Origin of the sequence: Microbispora sp. H10670 (assembly GCF_014161385.1) — a bacterium.
GTDB classification, from domain to species: domain Bacteria; phylum Actinomycetota; class Actinomycetes; order Streptosporangiales; family Streptosporangiaceae; genus Microbispora; species Microbispora triticiradicis.
The window spans coordinates 302,800-327,532 of sequence record NZ_JABBWW010000001.1 but is presented as its reverse complement, the minus strand read 5'-3'; the positions used below and the strand labels follow the sequence as shown (position 1 = coordinate 327,532).

The window sequence follows — 24,733 nt, the reverse complement described above, 5'->3', positions numbered from 1 at the left end:
AGGCAGCGGCCGATACGGCCTTGTCCGGCCGTGGACTCCATGCCAGTCTGTCACGTTCCGTGGGGTGAGGGGCCCCCTTGCCTGACCCGGTGTCAGCCAGAAGTGTGGTAAGCAGGAGGCAGTGCCTGTTTCCCCTCGTGCCGTTCTCGCCGCGTCCTTCACGCCGGGCGAGACGGCCGTACCCGATGCGAAGCGGTTCACGCGTGAAGTGATGACGGCGTGGGCTGCCCTGTCCGTGTGCCCGGAGGCCGAGCGGCTGGTGGGCGAACTCGTCGCGGAGGCGTCGGGAGGGCCCTTCGAGGTCGCCTGGCTGCACCACGGGGAGAGCGTCCAGGTGGAGGTGCGGGAGAAGACGGACGGCTCGGACTTCGGGCCGCAGGCCGAGGCCGTGACCTGGGGTGTGACGTTCACCTCGGCCCTGCGCACCCGGTGGGCCCGGCTCGACCTGCCCGGCGGTGAGCCGGTGCAGAGCGACGAGTGGCTGCTGGAGGCCGCGCACGGCCCGGGCTGGCTCGGCTTCCTGGCGGACGCGAGCGACCTGCTCGCGGGCACGCTCAACCCCGAGATGGTGCCGGCGATCATCGCGCAGATCGTGGTGCCGCGCCTGGCCAGCTGGTGCGCCGTCTACACCGCGCAGGACGGCTCGGGCGACCTGCGCCCCGCGTACCTGTGGCACGCGGACGAGACGCAGATCGACGCCATGCGCGACGAACTGGAGGACGTCGCGCTACCGGCCGACGACGGGCCCGCCGTGCTGCCGCTGGGTGAGTGGCAGGCGCTGGCGTACCCGCTGACCGCGCGCGGGCGGCGGCTCGGCGTGATGTGCCTGGGCCGGCGCGACCACTTCCCCGACGAGGCGATGCAGATCGCCGAGGACCTCGGCCGCCGCGCGGCGCTGGCGCTCGACAACGCCCGCCTGTACGCGCAGCAGGCGGCGGCCAACCGGGCGCTCCAGCGCAGCCTGCTGCCGCCCGACGAGCCGGACACGCCCGGCCTCGACTTCCACGTGATCTACGAGCCGGCCGGGGAGACCAACGAGGTCGGCGGCGACTTCTACGACCTGTTCCCGGTCGCCCAGGGCGTCTGGCGCTTCGCGATCGGCGACGTCTGCGGCACCGGCCCCGAGGCCGCCGCCGTGACCGGGCTGGCCCGGCACACGCTCCGGCTGCTCGCCCGTGAGGGGTACGGCGTGGCCGCCGTCGTGGGCCGCCTCAACCAGGCCATCCTGGAGGAGGGGGAGCGGGCCCGCTTCCTGACGCTGCTGCACGGCCAGATCAACGTCGTGCCCGAAGGACTCGACATCAGGCTCGTCTCCGCCGGGCACCCGGAGGCGATGCGGCTGCGGCCGAACGGCGACGTCGAGGTCGTGGCCTCGCCGCAGTCGCTGCTCGGGGTGTTCCCCGAGGCGAGGTTCCAGGAGGACGAGCTGCGGCTCACCCCCGGTGACGTGCTGCTCGGCGTGACCGACGGGGTGACCGAGCGGCGGTCGGGCGACCGGCTGCTGGACGACGACGGCGGCCTCGCCAGGCTGCTGGCGGAGTGCGCGGACCTGTCCGCCCGCGCCGTCGCCGAACGCATCCGCCGCGCCGTGCAGGACTTCGCGCCCGAGCCGAGCGCCGACGACCTCGCCATCCTCGTCCTGCGCGCCCCCTGACCGGCCGGGTCGCGCAGTTCAGGCCAGTTCAGGCCAGTTCAGGCCCCGCCCAGGGCGCGTACGGCGAACTCGATGGACGCCCCCATCTGCCGGATCCGCTCCTCGACCGCCGGCGTGCCGCCGGGTCCCGCCGCGTACCGGTAGAGGGACGCCTCGCGGCCGTGGTCGGCGAGGGCCCGCACGTACTGCTCCACCTGCTCCATCGGGCAGTGCGGATCGTCGTCCCCCGCGATGATCAGCAGCGGCGCCTCGACCATGTCGGCGTAGGTGATCGGGGAGGACGCGGCGTACCGGTCGGGCACCTCGTCCGGAGAGCCGCCGAGCAGCGCCCGGTGCGCCGCGCGCAGGCACTCGGCCTCGTGCTCGTACATCGCCGCGTGATCGGGGATGGGCGTGGTCGCGATCCCCGCCGCCCAGGCCTTCGGCTGGGTGCCGAGCGCGAGCAGGGTCAGGTAGCCGCCCCACGCGGCCCCGGCGAGCACGAGACGGTCGGGGTCGGCGATGCCGTGCTCCACGGCCCAGTCGCGCACCGCCGCCACGTCGGCGAGCTCGATGTGGCCGACGTCTCCGCGCAGCGCGTCGCGCCAGGCCGAGCCGTACCCGGCCGAGCCGCGGTGGTTCACCCGGATCACGGCGAAGCCGTTGTCCACCCACGCCGCCACCTGCGGCTGGAAGGAGTCGTCGTCCTGCCCGCCCGGCACGCCGTCGAACGCGGCCGGCTGGCTGTGCAGCAGGAACACCGCCGGGTACGGCGCGGCGGCCCGTTCCGGCCGGGAGACGAGGGCGTGGATCCGGCCGCCCGGGCCGTCCACGTCGATGTCCTCCAGCGGCACGGACGGCGGTGGCGTACGGCCGGGGCTGAAGACCACGTGGCCGTTGCTGGACCTGATCACCGGAGGGTGGGCCGCGCTCGACCACGCGTACTCGACGGTGCCGTCGGGCCGGGGCGCGGCCGCCTCGATCACCCCGTGCGGGCTGTCGATGGGCGTGAGGCCCCCGCCGGCCAGGTCGTAGCGCAGCAGTTCGGTGCGGCCTCGGTGGTTGTGGACGATCAGCAGGGCGCGGCCGTCGTCGTACCAGTCGGCGGAGATCTCCCCGCGCACCCGTAGCCAGATCTCCCGCTGCTCGCCGGTCACCGGGTCCCACACGAGCGGCTCGCGGCGGCCCCGGCGCTCGTGCAGGACCAGCAGCCGCCGGTCGCCGGGCACGGGGGCGAAGCGGGCCGCGATCACTCCCTTGCCGGGCCCGTCGTCCAGTTCGGCGACCACCGACCCGTTCGTCTTCACGACCCGTACAGCCGGGTGGAGCAGGTCGCCGTGCTCGCTGTGGTTGACGGCGACGACCGCCCCGTCGAGGGACATGTCCGCGACCACGGCGTACTCGTCGTGGTGGTAGAGCCGCACCGGCTCGTCCCCCGGCCGGGCCAGCAGGATCTCGAAACCGTCCCGGGAGGAACGGCCGACCGCCGCGGTGCCGTCGGAGGCGAGCGCGAGCCCGCCCGGATGACCGGGCGGCAGGGACAGGGGCACGTCGGGACCGCCGTCGAACGGCTGCCGCGACCAGACGCCCTGCCCGTCGCCCTCGGCGTCGCCGAACCACCAGACCCAGCGGCCGGTCGGGTCGATCGCGCCGTACCGCGTGCCGTGGGGGCGGTCGGTGACCTGGCGGGTGCGCCCGTTCGACCGGTCCCAGGCGTAGATCTCCCAGGCGCCGGAGGCGTTGCCGCGGTAGACGGCACGGTGCGGCGCCTGCCGCGCCCACGTGGGCAGGGTCACGCGGGGTGCCCGGAACCTGGCCTGCCAGCGTTCCTCGGCCTTCATGCCGCCCTCCCCTGCGCTCCTACGGGGTCGCGTTCAGTATGTCCGGTGAGGCGTGACAATGACCGCTAAATGGGTGATGTCGGGCGAGGATTCCGCCCACAGAGGAAAGGTCAGGTGCGGGCGGCCCAGCGGGAGACGCGGAACGAGGCGCTCACCTCGACCGGGTCGGGCAGGTCGCCGATTCCCGCCGCCAGTTCCTCCGGGCGGGTGTGCCAGGCGCTCGGGCCCATGCCGACCACCGCCCCGACCTCCTCGTGGCCGAGGGAGAGCGTGAACTCCTCCGTCTCCTCGCCCTCCCGGGTGAACGCGCCACCCAGGCTCTCCTCCAGGCGGCGCTCCTTGTCCTCGTCCACCGACAGCAGGCCGAGCCGTTCCACGAGCGGGCGCAGGTGGCCGGGGCCTGGCGTGACGACGACCAGCGTCCCGCCCGGCCGCAGGACGCGGGCGAACTCCGGCGCGTTGCGCGGCGCGAAGACGTTGAGCAGCACGTCGACGCGGTCGTCGCCGACCGGCAGGGGCCGCCACACGTCCGCGACGACCGCGCCGACGCGGGGATGGGCCCGCGCGGCCCGCCGCAGCGCGTGCTTGGACACGTCGAGCGCGATCCCCACCGCGCCGTCGCCGAGCGCCGCCGCCAGGTAGTGGCCGGTGCCCGCCCCGGCGTCGGCGACCACCTCCGCGCCCGCGCACAGCCGGGCGAGGCGGCGGGCCAGCGGAGCGTAGTGGCCCGCGTCGAGGAAGCGCGCCCGCGCCGCCACCATGTCAGGCGTGTCGGCCGTGCCCGCGGGCCGGGTGAGCATGTTCACGTACCCCTGGCGCGCGACGTCGAAGGAATGGCCGCTCCCGCACCGCACCGATCCACCGGCGAGGTGGGTCCTCGCCCCGCAGAGGGGGCAGGCGAGCAGGTCGATGACGTCGGCGAGCACGCCTCCATCATCCCGGCCGCCCGGGTGTCGTCGCACCCGCCGTATCGTGGTCGGATGCCGTACGAGCCGAGAGTAGTGGCCGGCGTCGAGATCACTCCGCTGTGCGACGCCGTGGGCCCGATGGGACCGCCCATCCGTAAACCGCTGCCGGAGATGTTCGCCGGCTCGTCGTTCGGGCCGGACGAGGAGTGGGTGCTCCACTTCCACTGCTTCCTGCTGCGGGCCGGGGGCCGTACGGTCCTGGTGGACACCGGCATCGGCGGCGCGGACTCGCCCGCGACCTGGGCGCCCCTGCCCGGACGGCTCGGCGCGGAACTGGCCGCCGCCGGGGTCGGCCCGGCCGACGTCGACGTCGTGGTGGTGACCCACCTGCACAGCGACCACGCCGGCGGGTGCGTCGTGGACGGCGCCCCGGCCTACCCGAACGCCCGCTACCTGCTGCAGCGGGCGGAGGTCGAGTGGGCGTCCGGCCCGGTGCGCGAGCGGATCATCCTGCCGCTGGGGGACCGGGTCGACGTCGTCGACGGCGACGCCGAGCCCGTCCCCGGGGTCCGGGTGCTGCACGCCCCCGGGCACACGCCCGGTCACCAGTGCGTGCAGGTGGGGGACGTGCTGATGAGCGGCGACCTCCTGCACCACCCGGCGCAACTCGCCGATCCCACGATCCGCTACGTGTACGACGAGGATCCCGATCTCGCCGTACGGACGCGCCGGAGCCTCCTCGCCCGAGCCGCCGTCCTCGCCCCCGCCCACTTCCCCCAGCCCTTCATCGCTCTGCGTAATTAATCGATCACCTCTCGCTTATCTGGTTGCTAAGCTCTTGGCCATGGCTGCACAACGTACGTACGCTCTGGTCGTGGGTGCCAAGGAGGAGCGCATCAACCTGCGCGTCGACGGGGAGACCAAGCGGCTGCTGGAGAGCGCGAGCGAGGTCGCTGGGGCCACGGTCTCCTCGTTCGTGCTCGACGCCGCGACAACGGCCGCTCGCGAGCTGCTGGCGGACCGTACGGGTTTTCGCCTCGATGAGGAGCAGTGGCGGGAATTCGACACGGCCCTGTCCCGGGAGCCGCGTGACGTGCCGGGGCTGGCCGAGCTCATGGGAACCCCGACGCTGCTGGACCAGAACCCGTGAAGCTGTCGCAGGTGTCGTCCATCACACGCGACGACGACCTCGGCGGCTTCGACTGCGGCTCTCCCGCACAGAGCGAGTGGCTGACGCGCCATGCGCTGCAGGCGCACGCGAGTGGAGGGTGTCGCGTGTACGTCGTCCGCGACGCCGGGTCCGGCCGAGTGATGGGTTACTACGCGCTCGCGGCCGGGAGCGTCGGTCCGGCAGCGGCTCCCGCACGGCTGCTCAAGGGGGCCGGTCGCCATGATCAGCCCGTCGTCATCCTGGCACGATTGGGTGTGGACAGAGCCGCACAGGGGATCGGACTGGGCCGAGCGGAGGTGCGGCGGCGGGCGCGGGTGCGGTAACGCATGACCTGGACGGCGCCGAGCAGCCAGACGGGGTACTGCACGGCGAAGGCCCAGTGGTAGCCGCCCTGCAGGTCCAGCGTGACGCCGATGATCGCGATCACGGACATCGAGGCGGCGAAGCCGCCGCCGTTGACGATTCCGGTGGCGACGCCGATGCGTTCGGCGGGGTTGAACGTTCTGGCGTAGTCGAAGCCGATGACCGCACCGGGCCCGTTCGTGGCGAGGGCCACCATCAGGAGCCCGAGCGTCCAGACGGGGGCGCGGCCGGGCCACAGCAGGACGAGCGTCCACGCGCCGGCCGTGCCACCGATGATCGTCAGCACCATCCACGAGCGGCGCTGCGGGAAGCGGCCGGCGAGGTGGCCGAGCAGCGGCCCGCAGGCCATGGCGAGCAGGGTCAGCGAGGTCAGCAGCATCCCGGCCGTCCGGGGCGACAGGCCCTGGCCCTGCACCAGGAACGGATATCCCCACAGGAGGGTGAACGCCGCCGCCGACGACGAGGTGGCGGCGTGGGTCCACATGCCGAGGCGGGTGCCCGGCTCGGCCCAGGCGGCGCGCACTCCGGACGCCGCCGGAGCGCGTTCGGGCCGCCGGTCGCGCAGCCCCGCCGCGACCGCGACCAGGGCCACGCCGCCGAGCCCCGCCGCCCACAGGAAGGTCGGGGTCCAGCCGTACGCGTGCAGCGAGGTGATCAGCGGTACGGCCGACACGACCGCGCCGAACTGGCCGAGGATGCCGGTGAGCTGCACGATCAGCGGGTTGCGGCGGGGTGGGAACCAGACGTTCACCACCCGGATCACGCTGATGAACGTCATCGCGTCGCCGCAGCCGACCAGCACCCGCCCGGCGGCGGCCGGGACGAGATCGGCCGAGACGGCGAACAGAAGCTGGCCGAGGGCCATCACCGCGGCGCCGGCGAGCAGCATCCGCCGGGAGCCCAGGCGGTCGACCAGCACCCCGACGGGGATCTGCATGGCCGCGTAGACGAGCAGTTGCAGCATCGCGAGGGTGGACAGCGCCGTCGAACCGACCCCGAACCTCGTCGCCGCGTCGATACCGGTGACGCCGAGCGACTGGCGATGGAAAACCGCGATCATGTACGCGAGCACACCGGTGGCCCAATAGATCAGGGCTTTTCGACTGTTCCCACCCGTATGCACCACGTAGACGCATTTTACCGTTGCGTGGTTCTTGTCCCTTGTGTGACCCGGTGTGAGTCCGGACACGCCGACGCCGGGACGGCGCCAGTGTCGACTGGGCCGTCCCGGTGCGGGCTTCGGGTGATCAGACCAGGGCCGGGACCCGCTCCTCGGGAGTCTCCGGGGCCTCCTCGGCCGCGTCGTCGCCATGGGAGAGCCGCGGGAGCCAGCCGAGCCAGCGCGGCAGGTACCAGTTCCAGTCGCCGAGCAGCTTCATCGTGGCCGGCAGCAGCACCGCCCGGACGATGGTCGCGTCGATCAGGACCGCCACCGCGAGGCCGATGCCCATCTGCATGAACGTCAGCAGCGACAGCGTTGCGAACGTCGCGAACACCGCCACCATGATGAGCGCGGCGCTCGTGACGACGGCCGCCGTGCTCCTGATCCCGAACGCCACGGCGTCCTCGGTGCTCATGCCCTTGTCGTACGCCTCCCTGATCCGGCTGAGGATGAACACGTGGTAGTCCATCGACAGCCCGAAGAGGATCACGAACAGGAACAGCGGCAGCCAGTTGGTGATCGTCCCCGTCGAGTGGAAGCCCAGCAGGCTCTCGCCGTACCCCTTCTGGAAGACCAGCACGAGCACGCCGTACGCCGCGGCGACGGACAGCAGGTTGAGCGCGATGGCCTTGACCGCCACGACCAGCGAGCGGAACGACACCAGCAGCAGCACGAAGGCCAGCAGCAGCACGAACGCGAACACCAGCGGGATCCTGCGGCCGAGCTGTTCGTTGAAGTCCATCGAGCCCGCGGTGTTGCCGGTGACGTGGGCGCCGGGGAGGGCGGCCGGCACGACCTCGTCGCGCAGCGTGCGGATCGCGTGCTCGGACACCTCGTCGGCGCCGGTGCCCTTGATGCCGATACTGATCTTCGCCACGGTCTTCGCGGGGTTGACGGCGACGGCGAAGGGCTCGTTGGCCTCGCCGGTGGCCAGCGCCCGCCGCTTGAAGTCCTCGATCTTCGCGGTGAACGCGGGCGTCGTCACGTCGGCGGCCTGGACCACGACGACCGCGGGCTCGTTGCCGCCGGGGAACGCGTTGTCGATCCGCTTGAACGTCTCGGCGATCTGGTAGTCGCCCTGCAGGTCGTCGATGGTCTGCGCACCGGTCTTCAACTGGAAGGCGGGGATCGCGAGGCCCACGAGCAGGCCGCCGGCGAGGAGCACCGAGACGAGCGGGTGCCGCAGCACCGGGCGCATGATGGCCCCCCAGACCCGGCTCTGGCCGCCGCGCACGCCGAGCACCCGGCGCCAGGTCACCCGGCCGCCGGTGACGACCCGTACGGCGCCGTGGACCAACCGGGCGTCGATCTTGTCGCCGATCAGCGAGAGCAGGGCGGGCAGGACGGTCAGCGAGCCGACGACGGCCGTGAGCACCACGAGGATCGTGCCCTCGGCGAAGCCCATGAAGACGCCGTTGCCGGTGAGGAACATGCCCGCCATGGCGACGATGACGGTGATGCCGGAGATCAGCACGGCGCGTCCCGAGGTGGCCGCCGCGATCTCGATGGCCCGCTTCTTGCTCCGGCCCCTCGCCCGCTCCTCCCGCTCCCGCATGATGTAGAAGAGCGAGTAGTCCACCCCGACGGCGAGGCCGATGAGCAGCATGACGTTGCTCGTGGCGGAGTCGACGTGCAGGAGGTGGCTGGTGAAGGCCAGCAGGCCCGTCGCGGCGAAGATCGCGGTCATCGCGAGCGCGACCGGCACGATCGCGGCCAGCAGCGCGCCGAACGCGGCGAGCAGGATCCCGATCGTGATGGGCAGCGAAAGCTGCTCGGCGCGGACGAAGTCCTTGTCGATCGCCTCACCGATCAGCTTGCCCGCGCTGGCCGATCCGGCCTCCTCCACGCGCAGGTCCGGATGCGCCCCCTGCACCCGGGCCACCGCGTCGAGCACCGGCTGGATCCGCTCCTCGGCCGTGCCTCCGTCGCCCTTCATGTCGAACTGCACCAGCGTCGTCCGCCGGTCCTGCGTCACCGGCGACGGCTCCTTGTCGTACGGCGTGCGCACGTGCTCGACCTGGCCGGTGGCCTCCACGGCCTTCCTGACGTCCTCGACCGCCCGGCGGAAGGCCGGGTCGGCGATGGTCAGCGTCCCCGTGCGCGACTGGACCAGCACGATCTCGCCGGCCACGTCCTTGAACGCCGCGCCGTCGAGGATCCGCTCCGCCTGGCGGGAGTCGCCGTTCGCGGATTCGTAGCCGCGCATCTCCACCGTGCCGGCGGCGTTGCCCGCGACCGTCGCCACGGCGACGAACGCGATCCAGATGAGCAGCGCCAGCCAGCGGTGGCGTGCGCTCCAGCCGCCGATGGCGGCGGCGATGTTCCTGCGGCCTCTCATGACCTCCCCTTTTCACGACTGTCTCGACGGTAGAAGTCGATCAAGGGCGAAACATCGGGCGAGCAGACCAGATCGCGCGTACTGCCCTGGGCGTACGCCGCTCCTCCCAGCGGTCTAGGGGACGTCCCCGACTAGGCTCAGGGACATGCGATCGGAACCGCGGTGATACCGGCGGAGGCCTTCTACGCCGGCCTGTTCAAGGTGGCCGCCGCGGCGGCCGGGTTCGTCACCGATCCCTCGGGCCGGGTCCTGCTCGTCAAGCCGGGCTACCGCGACCACTGGGGCTGGCCGGGCGGGCACGTCGACGAGGGCGAGTCGCCCGAGGCGGCCTGCCACCGGGAGCTGGCCGAGGAGCTGGGCCTCGTCCTGCCGGTGGGCCGCCTGCTCGTCGTCCACTGGGTGCCGCCGCTCGACGACCGGCCGATTCCGCTGGTCCACTTCCTGTTCGACTGCGGGGTCGTCGAGGACGGCACCGGCATGGTGCTCCAGGAGGAGGAGCTGGAGGACTACGGCTTCTTCACCGCCGAGCAGGCCGCCCCCCTCCTCCCGGCGTACCTGCTGGCCCGGCTGACCGCCGCGGCGCGGGCGCGGGAGAGCGGCACGACCGAGTACCTCGGCGGCTCCGTCCTCGAATAGTTCTCCTCCGCGTGGAAATGGGGTGGGCGAACGGAACGACGAGCGCGAGTGACGGAAGCGGGACGGTGTGGCATGGGTGATCCGGAGCTCAAGAAGGAGCTTGAGGAGCTGGACGCGCAGATCGAGCGCATGCGCCGGGACAGCGTGCAGATGCGCGAGGAGATCGGGCAGAGCTGGGACGCGCCCACCGACATGGCGGAGCGGGCCACCCTGCTGACCAACGTCGAACAGCAGGAGGCGCTGATCGACGACCTGCAGGTCAGGCGCGAGCAGATCCTGCGGCGGATGGGCTCCGCCTGAGCGACGGCCGCGCCGGCGAAAGTACGCTGGTAGAGGCCACTGGCGTACGGACGACGGGGGCGGCATGGGCGTCATGACCGCTGGGGGACCGGGAGGCACGGGCTTCGTCGGGCGCGGGCCCGAGCTGGCCGGGATCGGGCGTCTGCTGGGGACCGCGGGCGTGGTCACCGTGGTGGGCGTGGGCGGCGTCGGCAAGACCCGCCTCGCCCTGCGGGTGGCCGAGAAGGCGCGCGGGAGCTTCCCCGGCGGCGTCCGGGTGGCCGAGCTCACCGCCCTGGAGGACCCGGCGCTGCTGGTGCACGCCGTGGGCGATGCCCTGCCGGTCGCGGGCCACTCGGCCGGGCCGCCCCTGGAGGTGGTGATCGACCGGTTGCGCGGCGGGCCGGCCCTGGTCGTGCTGGACGGCTGCGAGCACCTTCTCCCCGGGTGCGCGCGGTTCGTGGACACGCTGGTCCGCGCGCTTCCCGAGCTTCGGGTCCTGGTCACCGGCCGGCGGCCGCTCGGTCTTCCGGGCGAGCGGGTGGTCGAGCTCGCGCCGCTCCCGGAGCCGGACGCGGTGCGGCTGTTCGCGGATCGCGCCGCCGCCGTCGTGCCGGGGTTCGGGACGGCAGGGTTCCAGACGGCCGGGTGCGAGGTGGCGGGGATCTGCCGCCGCCTCGGCGGGCTGCCGCTGGCGATCGAGATGGCCGCCGTACGGCTGCGCGACCTGTCGGTGCGGCAGGTGCTGGAGGGGCTGGACGCCAGGTCGCGGCATCGGTGCGCGCTGCGGGTGCTGTTCGAGTGGAGCCACGACCTGTGCACGCCCGGCGAACGGCTGCTGTGGCGGCGGGTCTCCGTCTTCGGCGGCGGCGTGGATCTGGAGGCGGCCGAGCACGTGTGCGCCGGGGACGGCGTCGCGCGGGAGCACGTGCCCGCGCTGGTCGCCGGCCTGGCCGACGCGGCGGTCCTGCTCCGGCGGGAGCGCGACGGGGTGGTCCGCTACCACCTCCACGACACGGTCCGGGCGTTCGGCCGTGCGTTGCTGGCCGAGTCCGGCGAGGAGGCGGCACTGCGCCGGCGGCACCGCGACTACTACCGGAAGATCACCTCGCGGGCCTGGGCGGAGCCGTCCGGCGCCGCGCAGCGGTCCTGGACCGGGCGCCTCCAGCGCGAGCACGCCGACCTGCGTACGGCGCTGGACTGGTCGCTGCGCGAGCCGGGAGAGGCCGGGACGGCCCTGACGATGATCGCGGAGCTGCTGTACCACTGGAGCGGCCGCCACCTGTCGGAGGGGGCGGGCTGGTTCGGCCGGGGCCTGGCCGCCCAGACGGATCCGGGTGAGGTGCGCGCCCACGGCCTGTGGGCGGGGGCCTGGATCTCCCTGCTCGGCGGAGACCACGCCACCGCGGCCGTACGGCTGGCGGAGGCCGGGGCGATCGCCGCGCGGCTCGGCCTGCGGGGGATCCACGGCCACGTCGCGTTCCTCACCGGCATGACCGCCGTCCGCGGGGGTGACCTGCGCACCGGCATGCGGTGGTACGAGGAGGCCGCGCGGGCCCACCGCGCCGTCGGCGACCCCGTCGGTCTCGCCCTCGCCCTCAGCCGGCTCGCCCTGGCGAACGCGTCCCTCGGCCGTCCGGAGGCCCGCGGCCTCGCCGAGGAGTGCGTGGCCCTGTGCGACCTGTACGGCGAGGGCCGGCACCGGGCGTACGCGCTGCTCGCGCTGTCGATCTCCGCCTGGCGCCGGGGGGACGCGCGGGCGGCCGTGGCGCACGGCGACGAGAGCCTGCGGCACAGTGCCCTGCTGGACGACCGGCTCGGCCTGGGCGTGAACCTGGAGGTCCATGCCTGGTTCGCGGCGGGAGCGCGCGACCACGAGCGGGCGGCCCGGCTGCTGGGCGCCGCCGATGCCGTCTGGGCGGCCGCCGGGTCGCGGATGGGGGAGTTCGGCTACCTGAGCCGATTCCACGACGCGTGCGTGGCGGCGACCCGTACGGAACTCGGCGAGGCCGCCTTCCGGGCCGCGCTCGCCCGGGGCGCGGCCCTGCCGGCGGACGAGGCGGTCGCGTACGCCCTGGCGGACCGGCCGCCCGCCGCCCACGCACCCGGGAAGATCGCACCGTTGACCCGCAGGGAGACCGAGATCGCGCGGTTGGTGGCCGAGGGGCTGAGCAACAAGGACATCGCCGGCAGGCTGGTCATCTCGCAGCGCACCGCCGAGGGCCACATCGAGCACATCCTCGAAAAGCTGGGGTTCCGGTCCCGCGTCCAGGTCGCGGCCTGGGTGAACAGGAGGCCGGCCGTCTGAGGTCGGCTGGTGCGGCGGGGGCCGGTTACTAGAGTTGCGTCATGAGTCCCAGGATCGCGACCGCCGAGACCGTCTCCCGTGAACAACTGCTCGACTTCGTCCGTGACCGCCACAAGGCCATCCTGATCACGACGAGAAGCGGCGGCGGGCCGCAGGCCTCCCCGGTGTCCTGCGGCGTCGACCCCGAGGGGCGCATCGTCGTGTCGACGTACCCCGAGCGGGCCAAGGCCCGCAACGCCCGCCGCGACCCCCGCGTCAGCGTGGTCGTGCTGTCGGACGACTTCGACGGACCGTGGGTGCAGGTGGACGGCGCCGCCGAGGTGCTCGACCTGCCCGACGCCCTTGAGCCGCTGGTGGAGTACTACCGCTCGATCTCGGGCGAGCACCCCGACTGGGAGGAGTACCGCGCGGCGATGATCCGGCAGGGCAAGTCGCTGCTGCGGGTCACCCCGATCTCCTGGGGCCCGGTGGCCACCGGCGGGTTCCCGCCGCGCCTGGCCTGACGCCGAGGAGACGCCACTCGTCCGAAGAGCTCGCCCCGCACGCACAAGCGCACGGGGCAGTACGGCTAGGCGTGCGGGGGGCGGCCTACGGCGAGTCCGAACAGGGGCAGGCAGGGTTCGAGACCGTGGATCGCGAACCCGTCCGGGGCCGTCCAGTCCTCGCGGGCCAGCCGCACCCGCTGCTGCCGAGCCGCCTCGTCCCGGCGCCGGCACACCTCGATGCCGTCGTCCCGGTAGCCGAGCCTGCGCGACACGGCGAGCGACCGTGGGTTGTCGGTGAAGGCGGACGACACCGCGTAGCGGGCCCCGAGCCCGGCGAACGCGAGGTGCAGGACGGCGGCGCGCATCTCGGTGCCGATGCCCTTGCCCTGGAAGCGCAGGCCCAGCCAGGAACCGGTGGAGATCTCCCGGGTGAACGCGAATTCGCGGCCCCGCATCTCCTGCGTGCCGACGATCCGGCCCTCCCAGGCGACGACGAAGCCGCAGTACCAGTCGTCGGGGGACCAGGTGCCCCACTGCCGGAAATGCATCTGGACGGTCGAGCGGGCGCGCTCGTGCGGCGGGGCGTCCGTCCACGGCACGCCGAACGGCATCCCCCCGGGCTCGTGGACGCCCTCCGCCGCGCGGTCGGCGAGCGCGTCCAGGTCGTCCAGGGTGGGCAGCCGTAGCTCCAGCCGGGGAGTCGTCACCCTGAGCGCGAAGAGCGGCCAGTGTCGCATGCGCCGATCGTGACAAGACCCGGTGCCTCGCCGCACCCCGATTTCCGGGAACGGCCCTGGCTCTGATGCGGCTCTGATGTGCGCCTCCTACCGTCGGCGGGTGCCGGTGGCACACCGGCACCCGCGCCGCGGCCGACGGCGTCGTCGCCGCGGTCCGGCGCCCGCGAGACGAAGGAGCTGGACGTGCACGATCCCGCCGCACCCACCGCGCCCGCCGCATCTCCCCTGCCCGCCGCGCCCGCCGAGGCCGATGCCGTGGCGTTTCCGCAGGTGCTCCTGGACGCGCTGCGGAGCGCGCCCGGCAGCCCGGCCTTCGAACAGGGGGACAGGACCGTCTCCCGGGGCGAGCTGCTGGGCCTGATCGGGCACCTGGCCGTGGCGATGCGGGAGGCCGGTCTCGGGCCCGGCCGGGGCGTCGCCGTACGGACGGGGGTCACGCCGGAGGCGTTCGCCGCCCAGATCGCCGCGCACGTGCTGGGCTGCCGCGTCGTGAGCGTGAAGCCCGGATACACGCCCCGTCAGCTCGCGCACGTCCTCGGGACGGGAGTCGACGCGGTGGTCGTCGACCCGGCGACCGCGACCCCGGAGGTGCTCGACGCCGCCGGGCCGGCGACGGTGCTGTCACTCGGTCCCGTCGAGGGCGTGCCCGCCGCCGTCGACATCCTCACCGCGGCCGGAACGGGCGGCGGCCCGATACCCGAGGTCACGGCGCGGCCGGACGACGTGGCCCTGCTGACCTTCACCAGCGGCAGCACCGGAGAGCCGAAGGGCTGCGTGCTCACCTACCGCGCTCTCGCCGCGCACTGGTCCTGGCCGCGCGTCTGGTCGTCGGTCGAGCCCGGCTTCACCGACCGGTTCGGCAGGCACCTGCTGTTCGGCACCCTGGCCAGCCTGGTGATGCTGGAGTTCCTGGGGCCGTGCCTGCTCGGCGGCGGCACCGTGGTCATCCCGGAGGACGACGGCCGGCCGCTGTTCCCGTACGCGGTCGAGCGCCACCGCATCACCAGCGCCATCGTGACCGCGCCCCGGCTGTGCCAGATGCTCGACCTGCTCCGCGAGGAGCGGGTCGACGTCGGCAGCCTGCGCATGCTGATGGTCTCGGGGTCGCCCATCAGCCCCCACCGGATGCGTGAGGCGGCGGACCGGCTCGGTCCCGTCGTCTACCAGGCGTACGGCGCGACCGAGGCCGGAATGATCACCATCCTCAACCCCGGCGACCTCACCCGCGCGCCGGCCTCCGTCGGCCGTGCCCACCCCAGCGTCGAGATCAGCGTGCGCGACGAGGAGGGCCGCCCGGTCGGGACGGGACGCACCGGTGAGGTCCACGTGCGCAGCCCCTTCCTGATGACGGGCTACTGGGGACAGCCGGAGGAGACCCGCGACGTGCTGCGGGACGGCTGGCTGCGCACCCGCGACCTCGGCCGCCTCGACGACGCGGGCCTGCTCTACCTGGCCGGCCGGACCAGGGACGTCGTCATGGTCAACGCGATCGTCGTCTACGCCGGTCCCATCGAGCGGGTGCTGGCCGGGCACCCGGACGTGGCCGAGGCGTACGTGACCGGCGCGCCGGACGAGCGGACGGGGGAGGCCGTCCACGCGTTCGTCGTCCCCGTGCCCGGCCGCACGCCGGACTCCGCGGCCCTGGCCGACCTGGTCCGCGCCGAGCTCGGCGCGGACAGCGTGCCCCGGACGATCACGACGGTGCCCGGAGTGCCGGTCGCGGCGAGCGGCAAACCAGACAAGCGCGCCCTGCTGGAACGGCACCCGCCGTCCGCGCTCTGAGAGTTTTCTGAGAATCACCCGCCAACACTGGTGAAACTTCAACCACCCCAGCGAGGGAGGCGGCAGTGCCGGAAATGATCCTTGACTACCTGGTGATCGGCGCCGGACCGGCGGGCCTGCAGATGGGCCACTTCCTGCACCGGGCGGGGCGGAGCTACCGGATCCTGGAGGCGACGCCCGCGCCGGGCGCGTTCTTCCGGACCTTTCCCCGCCACCGGACGCTCATCTCCATCAACAAGAAGTACACCGGTTGGGAGGACCCGGAGCTCAACCTCCGGATGGACTGGAACTCGCTGCTGTCCGACGACCCCCGGCTCCTGTTCACCCAGTACAGCGACCGCTACTTCCCCGACGCCGACGACATGGTTCGCTACCTGGAGGACTTCGCCGCCACCCAGGAGCCGAACATCACGTACGACGCGCGGGTCGCCGAGGTCGCGCGCCCCGACGCCGACGGCCCGTTCAGGGTGACCGACGAGAGCGGCCGGACGTTCACGGCCCGGCGGGTGATCGTCGCCACGGGGGTCACGCAGCCCAACGTCCCGCCGATCCCCGGCATCGAGACCGCCGAGCAGTACGGCGCCGTCTCCGTCGACCCCGCCGACTTCACGAACAAGCGGGTGCTGATCATCGGCAAGGCCAACTCGGCCTTCGAGACCGCCGACAACCTCATCGAGACCGCCGCGGTCATCCACGTGGCCGGGCCGCACTCGGTCAAGCTGGCCTGGAAGACCCACTTCGTCGGGCATCTGCGGGCGTACAACAACAACTTCCTCGACACCTACCAGCTCAAGTTGCAGAACGCCGTGCTGGACGGCGACATCCGGCGCATCGAGCGCCGGGCCGACGGCTCCTACCTGGTGACCGTGGCCTTCGTCCGGGCCGACGAGGTCACCAAGGACATCCCGTACGACCGGGTGATCGTCTGCACCGGATTCCGGTTCGACTCCTCGATCTTCGCGCCCGAATGCCGTCCCGAACTGGCGATCAAGGACAGGTTCCCGGCGCTGACCCCGGCGTACGAGTCGGTCAACGTGCCCGATCTCCACTTCGCCGGGACCATCACCCAGTCGCGCGACTTCAAGCGGGGGACCAGCGGGTTCATCCACGGGTTCCGGTACGGCGTACGCGCCCTGCACCGTGCCCTGGAGGCGCGGTACCACGGCGTGGAGTGGCCGGGCCGCGACCTGTCCGGCGACCCCGGCGCGCTCGCGGCGGCCGTGCTCGAACGGGTCAACCGCAGCTCGGCGCTGTGGCAGCAGTTCGGGGTGCTGGCCGACGTCATCGTCCCCGACGGCCGTGGCGGCGCGCGTTATCTGGAGGAGGTGCCGCTCGACCTGCAGGGCCCGCCGGTCGGCGACCAGGGCCACTTCGCCGTGACGCTGGAGTACGGCCCCGGCCACGACCAGGTCGACCCCTTCGACATCTCGGTGGGGCGGATCACCCAGAGCGACGCGGAGCGCGCGCACGAGGGCCACTACCTCCACCCCGTCGTGCGCCTCTTCCGGAACGGCGTGGTGGAGGCCGTCCACCACGTCACCGAGAACCTGGAGAACGACTGGACGTCCGAGCGGGTGCATCTCAACCCACTGCGGGACTTCTTCCAGCACCACAGCCTTCCGGTCTCGGTGTGACGACCGTGCTGCCGACCATCGGGGAGTACGAGGCGGCGGCCCGCGACCGCCTCGCCCCCGCCCACTACGACTACTTCGCGGGCGGGGCCGGCGAGGAGATCACCCTGCGGGCCAACGAGACGGCGTTCGCCCGGCTCGCGCTGCTGCCGCGCGTGCTGCGCGGCGCGGGGAGCCCCCGGACCGGGATCACCCTGCTCGGCAGCTCCCTGGCGATGCCCGTGCTGGTGGCGCCGACGGCGTTCCACCGGCTGGCCGATCCCGAGGGCGAGCGGGCCACGGCCCGCGCGGCGGCCACCGCGGGCACCGTCATGATCGTGAGCATGGCCTCGACCATGGCCGTCGAGGACGTCGCGTCCGCCGCGTCGGGTGTCACGCTGTGGTTCCAGCTCTACCTCCAGCCGGACATGGACTTCACCGAGGCCATCGTCCGGCGGGCCGAGGCGGCCGGCTGCGCGGCGCTGGTCGTCACCGTCGACTCCCCCGCCCGGGGGCGGCGGGACCGGGACGCCCGCAACGGCTTCGACGACCTGCCCGACGGCATGTGCTGCGAGAACCTGCGCGACGGCGACCGGGTGCGGCCCATCGTCATGTCGCCGGAGGTCGGCTGGGAGCACGTCGACCGGCTGCGGCGGATGACGCGGCTGCCGATCGTGCTCAAGGGCGTCACCCATCCCGCCGACGCGTGCCTCGCCCTGGACCACGGCGTGTCGGCGTTGTACGTGTCGAACCACGGCGGACGGCAGCTCGACACCGTCCCGGCGGCCGTCGACCTGCTGCCGGCGATCACCGCCGCCGTCGGCGGCGCCGTACCCGTGCTGGTGGACGGCGGGATCAGGCGCGGCACCGACGTGGTGAAGGCGCTGGCGCTGGGCGCGTCCGCCGTCGCGGTGGGCCGTCCGGTGATCTGGGGCCTCGCGGCGGACGGCGAGCGCGGCGCGGCCCGCGTGCTCGGGCTGCTCCGCGACGAGATCGAGCACGCGCTCGCCCTGTGCGGCGTCGCCTCCGTACGGGACCTCGGGCCCGACCTGGTGCGGCCGTGCTGAGCGGGATGTGGGCGACGGCGGGATGGGTGGCCGCGGCCCTCGTCGTGGTCAGCCTGCCCCGGTGGCTCCCCGGGCGAGTTGTCGCCCTGCGCGGGTGGGTCTTCACCCGGATCAACGGCGACGAGAGCATCCCGGTCCCCGGAGATCTCGTCGGCGTCGATCGGTTCAGGGAGGTCTACTCACACCCGGCGGCCTCCGGCCGCAGCAGGGGCGCCGCCCTGTCGGACCTGTTCTGGTACTGGCTGTCGCCGGGACCCGAGATGCACCAGGAGCACCTGGAGGAGGGAGAGCGCTACGACGCGGTCGCCCTGGCCACCCGCCGGATCCTGTCCGTGCCCCGGGCGCGGGCGGAGGAGCTCACCCGCCGCTGCGTGATCCGTGCGCTGCGGGACGGGCAGGGGCGGGACAGGCGCGGCGTGGTCCGGCTGCGTGACCTGACGATGCCGGCGTGGGCCGAGTTCTCCTACGAGCTCGTCTTCGGCGAGGAGTGCCCGCCGTACGCCCGCGACCTGATCGTCGGCAACGCGGACGACGTCGTGACCTCCCTGAAGTGCTGCGGCCTGCGGCACATGGACCGGCGCGACCGGCTGACCGCGTATCTCGTCGAGTCGCTGCCCAGGCTGCGGGACGACGTGAGGCGGCAACTCCCGCCCGGCCTGACGGACCGGGAGCGGGCGCTCTACCTCCAGGGCGCCTTCTTCAACACCGCCGTGGTGCAGATGTCGGAGGCCACGGCACACGTGCTGATGGCCCTCGCGCAGCATCCGGAGGTCCAGGACAGGGCGCGTGGCGGCGACGACCGCTACCTCGACCAGGTGATCTCGGAGACGCTGCGGCTCTACCCGCTCTTCGGCATCGCGCACCGCATCACCACCGGTGAGATCCCCCTCGGAGAGGGGGCGGCGATACCGGCCGGCTCGGTGCTGTGCTTCGACTACCCCTCCTTCCACCGCGCCGGGTTCCCCGACCCGGAGCGTTTCGATCCCGGGCGCTTTGCCCCCGGGCACACCCCGGTCCGGGAGCTCAACCACATCCCGTTCGGCATGCCGGCGAACCGTCCCTGCCCGGCCTGGCGGCTCGCCCCCCTGATGATGCGGGTCGCGGTGCGGGAGATCCTCGGGGCGTACCGGCTCGACTCCACCGCCGCCCACACCCGGTCCCTGCCCAACCGCGGACCCTGCCTCCTCACCCCCCTGGGGGCCCCGCACGGGCCCGGACTCCGCATGACGCTGCTGTTCATGCGGTTCAGGGACGACTGGGAGAACCTCTGGCGCAGCCTCGTGCAGCTCGTCCTCGGCACGTACATGGTCTGGGACGCGCGCAGGCTGCGACTGTGCGAGCGCCACTTCGCCGATCTCTCCGGCGACGCCATCCGTTCATGAGCTGAGGAGCGTGTCATGCTCGTTCCGGCCCTTCCCCTGGCGGCCGCACCCGCCACCGACCCCAACCTCGCACTCGCTCTCAAGGTGCTGCCGGCCCTGGCCGTCATCCTGCTGGCCGCGGCGGTGTGCGGCCGGCTGGCCACCATGGTCATGCAGCCGCGCGTCGTCGGCGAGATGGTCGCCGGCGTCCTGCTCGGGCCGACGCTGTTCGGCGCGCTGTTCCCCGACGCCCAGGCGGCGTTGTTCTCCGCCGACGTCAGGCCGATCCTGTACGTGCTCAGCACCATCGGCCTGACGTTGTACATGTTCCTCGTCGGAGCCGGGATCGACCACGACGCCCGGGCGCCGGGCGAGCTGCGCAAGGCGAGCGTGCTCGCGGCGTCGGGAATCGGCTCCCCGATGGTCCTCGGCCTCGGCGCCGGGCTCCTCCTGTGGGACCGGCTCTCCCGCCCCGACGTCGGCCGGTGGGAGTTCGCCCTGTTCCTCGGGGGAGCGCTGTCGCTCACCGCGTTCCCCATGCTCGCGCGGATCCTGTACGAACGCGGGCTGCAGAACACGCGTGTCGGCCGTCTCACCCTGCTGGCGGCCTCCATCGACGACGCCGTGGCGTGGTGCCTGCTCGCGGCGCTGTCGGCGGTGCATCTCGGCGGCGGCCCGTCCGACACGCTGCGCACGATCGGCCTGACGGCGGTGTTCGCGGCGGTGATGCTCCTGGTGGTCGCCCGGTTGCTGCGCCCCCTGGGCCGCCAGGTCGCCCGCACCGGGCGGTTCGGCGCCGGCGCCGTCTACGTGGTCGTCCTGGTGCCCCTCACCGCCGGGTACATCACCGACGCGATCGGCGTCTACTCGGTGTTCGGCGGCTTCATCGCCGGGCTGGCCATGCCGCGTGAGCCGGCGTTCCGCGCCGCCCTGCACGGCCGGATGATGGACGTCGTCTCGACCCTGCTGCTCCCCGTCTTCTTCGCGTTCTCGGGGCTGAACACCCATCTCGCGGGCATCGCCGGAGGCTCCGCGCTCCTGGCGTTCGCGCTGATCCTGGCCGCGGCCTTCTGCGGGAAGTACTTCGGCTGCTCCCTCGCGACGAGGGGGCTGGGCTTCGGCTGGCGCGAGTCCTGGGCCGTGGGCTCGATGATGAACGCCCGCGGGCTGATGATCCTCATCTTCATCAACATCGGCCTGGCCCAGGGCATGATCACGCAGGAGCTCTTCGCGATGCTCGTCCTCGTGGCCGTGCTCACCACGGCGAGCGCCCTGCCGCTGTACAAACTGGCGCTGCCGGAACGCATCGAGCGGGCGGAGGCGGCGGACGCGGAGAGCCTGGCCGGGCGCGAACGGGCGGCCGCCTGAGAAAACGGTTTCAGCTACTTTCACGTCCCGGTCGGGAGGCGGCCAGGGAAAACCCGGAGAAAACGCAGAACGGCGGGGGCGGGAGCCGGAGCGACGTCCCAAAGTCTGGATATTTCGCGATATTGGTGCCACGGTATTCCAGTGGCACGGATATCGGGGACATCCGAACCGCGCTCCCGTCGCCTGCTGCTCGTGGAGGACGACCGCGAGCTGGGAGACATGCTGGCCGGCGTGTTCGGTGACCAGGGATACACGGTCGACCTGGCACTGGAGGGGCAGCGGGGCCTGCATCTGGGACTGAGCCGCGGCTACGACGTGATGATCATCGATCGCGGGCTCCCCGTGGTCGACGGGCTCGATCTGCTGAGACGGCTGCGCCGCCAGGCGGTCACCGTGCCGGTGCTGATGCTCACGGGCTTCGGCGCCGTCGCCGACCGGGTGACCGGGCTCGACGCCGGCGCCGAGGACTACCTGGTCAAGCCGTTCGAGATCGACGAACTGCTGGCGAGGGTCCGCGCCCTGCACCGCAGGAACCTCGACCAGGCCACGCTGCTGCCGCTCGGCGCCGGCTGGCTCGACTCCGGTTCCTGCACCGTACGGCTGCCGTCCGGCGAACAGGTGACGCTGTCCGGCCGGGAGTACTGGCTGCTCCACGCGCTGGCGGCCCGCCCCCGGCAGGTGCACACGCGCTCCTCGCTGCGGCAGCGGGTCTTCGACGGCGCCAGCACCGAGTCGATCGTCGACACCTACGTCTACTACCTGCGCAACAAGCTGGGCCCGGGCGTCGTACGCACCGTGCGCGGCGTCGGATACCGCCTGGGCGAGCTGTGACGCCCCGGCGGCCCTTCGACCCGGAGCGGCGCCTGCTGATCCGGGCCCGCCGCCGGATCACCCTGCAGATCGCGGGCGTGTTCTGCCTGGTGACGGCGGTGATGGGCGCGGTGGTCTACTGGGCGGTGGCGCACGGGCAGGACGTCGGCGCCCGGCGGGACCTCGCCGTCGCGGCGCAGGTGGCCCCGCTCGCTCAGCCCCCGCCCTGCGTCTGGCTGTTCGAACTGCGCGGCGGTACCATGCGGAGCTCCCCCGGGGCGCCGTCGATCCTGCCGATCCGCGCGACGCTGGACGCGGTCGCCGCCGACGGGAGGACGCGGACCGGCCTCGTTCGCCTCGCCGGGCGTGACCTGCTGGTCCACACCCAGCTCCGCGGCGACGTGCCGGTGCAGGCGGTGCAGGACCTGCGTTACCAGACCGCCGAGCGGCAGCGGCTGCTGCGGGTCCTCGGCGCCGCCGAGGTCGCGTCCCTGCTGGCGGCGCTGCTGATCGGCCAGGTGCTCGCCCGCCGGGCGATCGCACCGCTGGGCGACGCCCTCGACCGGCAGCGCCGGTTCACCGCCGACGTCAGCCACGAGTTGCGCAGTCCGCTGGCCCGCCTGCACGTCCGCGCCCAGCTCGCCGCGCGGCGCCTGGGCCGGGAACCCGATCCCGGCCTCGTCGCGGGCGACCTCGACCGGCTGGTCACGGGCATCGGTCAGCTCGGCGAGGTGATCGAGGACCTGCTGCTGTCGAGCCAGCTCAGGCAGCACCGGCCGTCCGGGCCGGTCGACCTGGCCGCGCTGGCCGAGGAGTCGGCCGGGGCCGAGGCGGCCCGCGCCGGGCAGCGCGGGGTGACGATCGACGTGCGGCGGGGGCCGGGCGACCACGTCGTGCGCGGAGCGCAGTCCGCGCTCCGCCGGGTGATCTCCGCGCTCCTGGACAACGCGCTCCGGCACACCTCCACGGGCGGGCACATCTGGGTGACGATCTGTTCGGGGCCCGATCTGGTCCAGCTCAGCGTGCGGGACGACGGGGTGGGCCTGGATCCGCGCGACGGCGAGCGATTGTTCGCCCGGCACACCGGCGCGCCCCACAGCGGAGGTCTCGGCATCGGCCTGGCCCTCGTGAGCGAGGTGGTGGACGCGCACGGCGGCACGATGAAGGTGGACGGGCTGCCGGGAGCCGGAGCCACCTTCACCATCAGCCTGCCCCGTACGGCGCCGGAACCCGTGCCGCGCGAGCCCCGGCTCCTGCTGCCGCAACAGGCGCGGAGCGCGACCTCCCTGCCCGCCGGGGACGGCCCCGCGGGCCGGTGACTCACTGGCCGCGGCGCAGCTTCCGGAGGAACGTCCAGAAGCCGGAACGGGAGGACGGCCGCCATCCGCCGGCGTTCGTCTCCTCCGGCGGCGGCTCCTGGGCGGCGGTCGCCGGACCGGGACGGGACACGGGCACGGCGTTGGGGTTGACCTCGAACCGCACGGGAAGGGAGCGCAGCGCGCGGATGAACGGGGAGGGCCGCCAGGGCAGCTGGTGGGGCGGGATCGCCGGCGTGAGCACCGAGAACCGGTCGAGCAGCCGGCGTACGGCGATCGTGCACATCTGGGTGGCGAGCCGCTGGCTTGGGCACCTGTGCGGGCCGGCGCCCCAGGCGAGATGGGCCCGGGTGCTGCGTACGGTGTTCCGGTTCAGGGCGGAGGCGAACAGGGGATCGGCGTGCGCGCCCGAGATGGACAGCATGACCGGGTCTCCGGCGGCGATCGTGAACCGCCCGAGCTTCACGCTCGCCCTGGCGTAGCGGAAGGTCAGGTTGGCCAGCGCGGGGTTGAGCAGGGCGACGCGGTTGACCAGCTCCTCGATCTGTCCCGACGAGACCGACGTCCGCAGGTCCGGGTTGCCGACGGCCTCGAGAAGGACGTTGCAGATCAGGCTGCCGGTGAAGTCGAGGAAGCCGGACAGCATGAACAGCTCGCGAGCCACCTCCTCGGGGGTGAGCGCGGGATCGGCCGCGAACATGGCGGAGGGCAGGTCGTGGCCGGGCTGGTGGCGTTTGAGCGTCGCCAGTTCCAGGAGGGCGGCGTTCAGGCGCTGGTAGGCGCCGGCGGCGTCGGGGCCGTCCAGCAGGCGCCAATGATCCATGATCATTTCTTCGCCGCGTTCGAGGGTGACGCCGAGGAGGTGGTTGGCGACCATGAGGGGCAGCGGCCGCCCGTACTGGGCCGCCAGGTCCGCCCAACCGGTGGGCGTGCCCTCCGTCATGACCTCGATGAGGTCGTCGCAGTACCTCGTCATGGCGCGTTCCAACTTCTGGGTGTGCTCTCCGCCGGGGTCCTGGAACTCCCGCAGGCCCGCGATCCACGCGCCCCGGAGGCCGCGGTGCCGGTCTCCGTCGTGGAAGCCCGAGTTGTCGGCCGACAGGAGGGGGATCAGCGGCCAGTCGGCGGGAATCCGGCCCTCGGCGAACGCCCGCCAGTTGCCGGCGTGCTTACTCCAGAGCTCGTCCGGGTTCTGCATGATGTATCGCACTTCGTCGTACCCGAAGGCGAACCACACCGGCACACCGTGCAGCTCGATCGGGGCGACCGGGCCGTACGCGGCGCGCAGACGTTCGTGCACGCGTGCCGGGTTCGTTTCGTACTCCCTGGTCAGCAGGGATTCGAGGGGCAGTGAAGACAGGTCTTCCGCGGTCGGCGCCGGCCATATGTCGGGAGTCAAGGAATCGCCCGCCTTTCCAGTCGCCCGGACGGCGCCGATCGCGCGACGCCCGGGTATGGGCGGCGATCTTAGAGCGCCCGGCTCCGTCTGTCAGCGGCCCGGAGGCCCCGCGCGCGGCACTGTTCCTATGTCGTGATCGAGCCTGACCGGCGTACGGAG

General features: G+C 73.0%; 20 protein-coding genes. 14 read left to right on the top strand and 6 right to left on the bottom strand.

Translation table 11 applies throughout. The features are described from left to right. Positions 1 to 121: 121 nt before the first annotated feature. A complete protein-coding gene (locus HHX33_RS36995; RefSeq protein WP_310741166.1) occupies positions 122 to 1,654 on the top strand; it encodes a PP2C family protein-serine/threonine phosphatase in 1,533 nt (510 codons plus the stop codon). Between the two features lie 38 nt (positions 1,655 to 1,692). Here HHX33_RS36995 and HHX33_RS01580 read toward each other — a convergent pair whose 3' ends face one another. Together HHX33_RS01580 and HHX33_RS01575 are read right to left on the bottom strand one after the other, a co-directional pair. Then, positions 1,693 to 3,474, bottom strand: coding sequence for a prolyl oligopeptidase family serine peptidase (locus HHX33_RS01580; protein WP_182872975.1), 1,782 nt, complete (start codon positions 3,472 to 3,474; stop codon positions 1,693 to 1,695). 110 nt (positions 3,475 to 3,584) lie between these two features. Continuing rightward, positions 3,585 to 4,400: a putative RNA methyltransferase gene (locus tag HHX33_RS01575; protein ID WP_182873295.1), complete on the bottom strand. Its 816-nt coding sequence runs from the start codon at positions 4,398 to 4,400 to the stop codon at positions 3,585 to 3,587. Positions 4,401 to 4,454: 54 nt separating this feature from the next. On the opposite strand from HHX33_RS01575, the gene HHX33_RS01570 reads away from it, so the two are divergent. Together HHX33_RS01570 and HHX33_RS01565 are read left to right on the top strand one after the other, a co-directional pair. Then, entirely contained in the window at positions 4,455 to 5,186 is a 732-nt protein-coding gene (locus HHX33_RS01570) for an MBL fold metallo-hydrolase (RefSeq protein ID WP_182872974.1), read from the top strand. A gap of 40 nt (positions 5,187 to 5,226) precedes the next feature. Beyond that, positions 5,227 to 5,532 carry a DUF1778 domain-containing protein gene (locus tag HHX33_RS01565; protein WP_182872973.1) on the top strand — a complete coding sequence of 102 codons (306 nt, stop codon included), beginning with the start codon at positions 5,227 to 5,229 and terminating at the stop codon, positions 5,530 to 5,532. Positions 5,533 to 5,776: 244 nt separating this feature from the next. Here the strand turns inward: HHX33_RS01565 and HHX33_RS01560 are convergent, their stop codons facing one another. Both HHX33_RS01560 and HHX33_RS01555 read right to left on the bottom strand, forming a co-directional pair. Continuing rightward, positions 5,777 to 6,976, bottom strand: coding sequence for an MFS transporter (locus HHX33_RS01560; RefSeq protein WP_182872972.1), 1,200 nt, complete (start codon positions 6,974 to 6,976; stop codon positions 5,777 to 5,779). 187 nt (positions 6,977 to 7,163) lie between these two features. Next, positions 7,164 to 9,416, bottom strand: a complete 2,253-nt coding sequence (locus HHX33_RS01555; RefSeq protein WP_182872971.1) for an MMPL family transporter — start codon at positions 9,414 to 9,416, stop codon at positions 7,164 to 7,166. Between the two features lie 162 nt (positions 9,417 to 9,578). On the opposite strand from HHX33_RS01555, the gene HHX33_RS01550 reads away from it, so the two are divergent. The 4 genes from HHX33_RS01550 (at position 9,579) to HHX33_RS01535 (ending at position 13,142) form a co-directional block, all read left to right on the top strand. Continuing rightward, a complete protein-coding gene (locus HHX33_RS01550; protein WP_244301663.1) occupies positions 9,579 to 10,052 on the top strand; it encodes an NUDIX domain-containing protein in 474 nt (157 codons plus the stop codon). Between the two features lie 72 nt (positions 10,053 to 10,124). Continuing rightward, entirely contained in the window at positions 10,125 to 10,352 is a 228-nt protein-coding gene (locus HHX33_RS01545) for a hypothetical protein (protein ID WP_182872970.1), read from the top strand. 73 nt (positions 10,353 to 10,425) lie between these two features. Then, positions 10,426 to 12,639: an ATP-binding protein gene (locus HHX33_RS01540; RefSeq protein ID WP_182872969.1), complete on the top strand. Its 2,214-nt coding sequence runs from the start codon at positions 10,426 to 10,428 to the stop codon at positions 12,637 to 12,639. A 41-nt stretch (positions 12,640 to 12,680) separates the two neighbouring features. Then, a complete protein-coding gene (locus HHX33_RS01535; RefSeq protein WP_111700386.1) occupies positions 12,681 to 13,142 on the top strand; it encodes a PPOX class F420-dependent oxidoreductase in 462 nt (153 codons plus the stop codon). 65 nt (positions 13,143 to 13,207) lie between these two features. Here the strand turns inward: HHX33_RS01535 and HHX33_RS01530 are convergent, their stop codons facing one another. Continuing rightward, positions 13,208 to 13,861 carry a GNAT family N-acetyltransferase gene (locus HHX33_RS01530; RefSeq protein ID WP_182872968.1) on the bottom strand — a complete coding sequence of 218 codons (654 nt, stop codon included), beginning with the start codon at positions 13,859 to 13,861 and terminating at the stop codon, positions 13,208 to 13,210. 183 nt (positions 13,862 to 14,044) lie between these two features. Between HHX33_RS01530 and HHX33_RS01525 the strand changes: the two genes are divergently transcribed. From HHX33_RS01525 to HHX33_RS01495, 7 genes are all read left to right on the top strand, one after another. Next, positions 14,045 to 15,643 carry a class I adenylate-forming enzyme family protein gene (locus tag HHX33_RS01525; protein ID WP_220501368.1) on the top strand — a complete coding sequence of 533 codons (1,599 nt, stop codon included), beginning with the start codon at positions 14,045 to 14,047 and terminating at the stop codon, positions 15,641 to 15,643. A gap of 74 nt (positions 15,644 to 15,717) precedes the next feature. Next, a complete protein-coding gene (locus HHX33_RS01520) occupies positions 15,718 to 17,277 on the top strand; it encodes an NAD(P)-binding domain-containing protein (protein ID WP_182873293.1) in 1,560 nt (519 codons plus the stop codon). Continuing rightward, positions 17,274 to 18,320, top strand: a complete 1,047-nt coding sequence (locus HHX33_RS01515) for an alpha-hydroxy acid oxidase (RefSeq protein WP_208758792.1) — start codon at positions 17,274 to 17,276, stop codon at positions 18,318 to 18,320. Before HHX33_RS01520 ends, HHX33_RS01515 begins: the two co-directional genes overlap by 4 nt. Further along, positions 18,314 to 19,702, top strand: coding sequence for a cytochrome P450 (locus tag HHX33_RS01510; protein WP_220501366.1), 1,389 nt, complete (start codon positions 18,314 to 18,316; stop codon positions 19,700 to 19,702). The genes HHX33_RS01515 and HHX33_RS01510 overlap by 7 nt, the downstream gene beginning before the upstream one ends. Before the next feature lie 15 nt (positions 19,703 to 19,717). Then, positions 19,718 to 21,049 carry a cation:proton antiporter gene (locus HHX33_RS01505; protein ID WP_182872967.1) on the top strand — a complete coding sequence of 444 codons (1,332 nt, stop codon included), beginning with the start codon at positions 19,718 to 19,720 and terminating at the stop codon, positions 21,047 to 21,049. A gap of 141 nt (positions 21,050 to 21,190) precedes the next feature. After that, positions 21,191 to 21,880 (top strand): response regulator transcription factor, encoded by a 690-nt coding sequence (locus HHX33_RS01500; RefSeq protein ID WP_208802871.1) that lies wholly within the window; start codon positions 21,191 to 21,193, stop codon positions 21,878 to 21,880. Then, positions 21,877 to 23,178: a sensor histidine kinase gene (locus HHX33_RS01495; protein ID WP_220501365.1), complete on the top strand. Its 1,302-nt coding sequence runs from the start codon at positions 21,877 to 21,879 to the stop codon at positions 23,176 to 23,178. The genes HHX33_RS01500 and HHX33_RS01495 overlap by 4 nt, the downstream gene beginning before the upstream one ends. A gap of 1 nt (position 23,179) precedes the next feature. On the opposite strand, the gene HHX33_RS36990 is transcribed toward HHX33_RS01495, so the two are convergent. Further along, positions 23,180 to 24,475 carry a cytochrome P450 gene (locus HHX33_RS36990; protein ID WP_220501364.1) on the bottom strand — a complete coding sequence of 432 codons (1,296 nt, stop codon included), beginning with the start codon at positions 24,473 to 24,475 and terminating at the stop codon, positions 23,180 to 23,182. Positions 24,476 to 24,733: the final 258 nt, after the last annotated feature.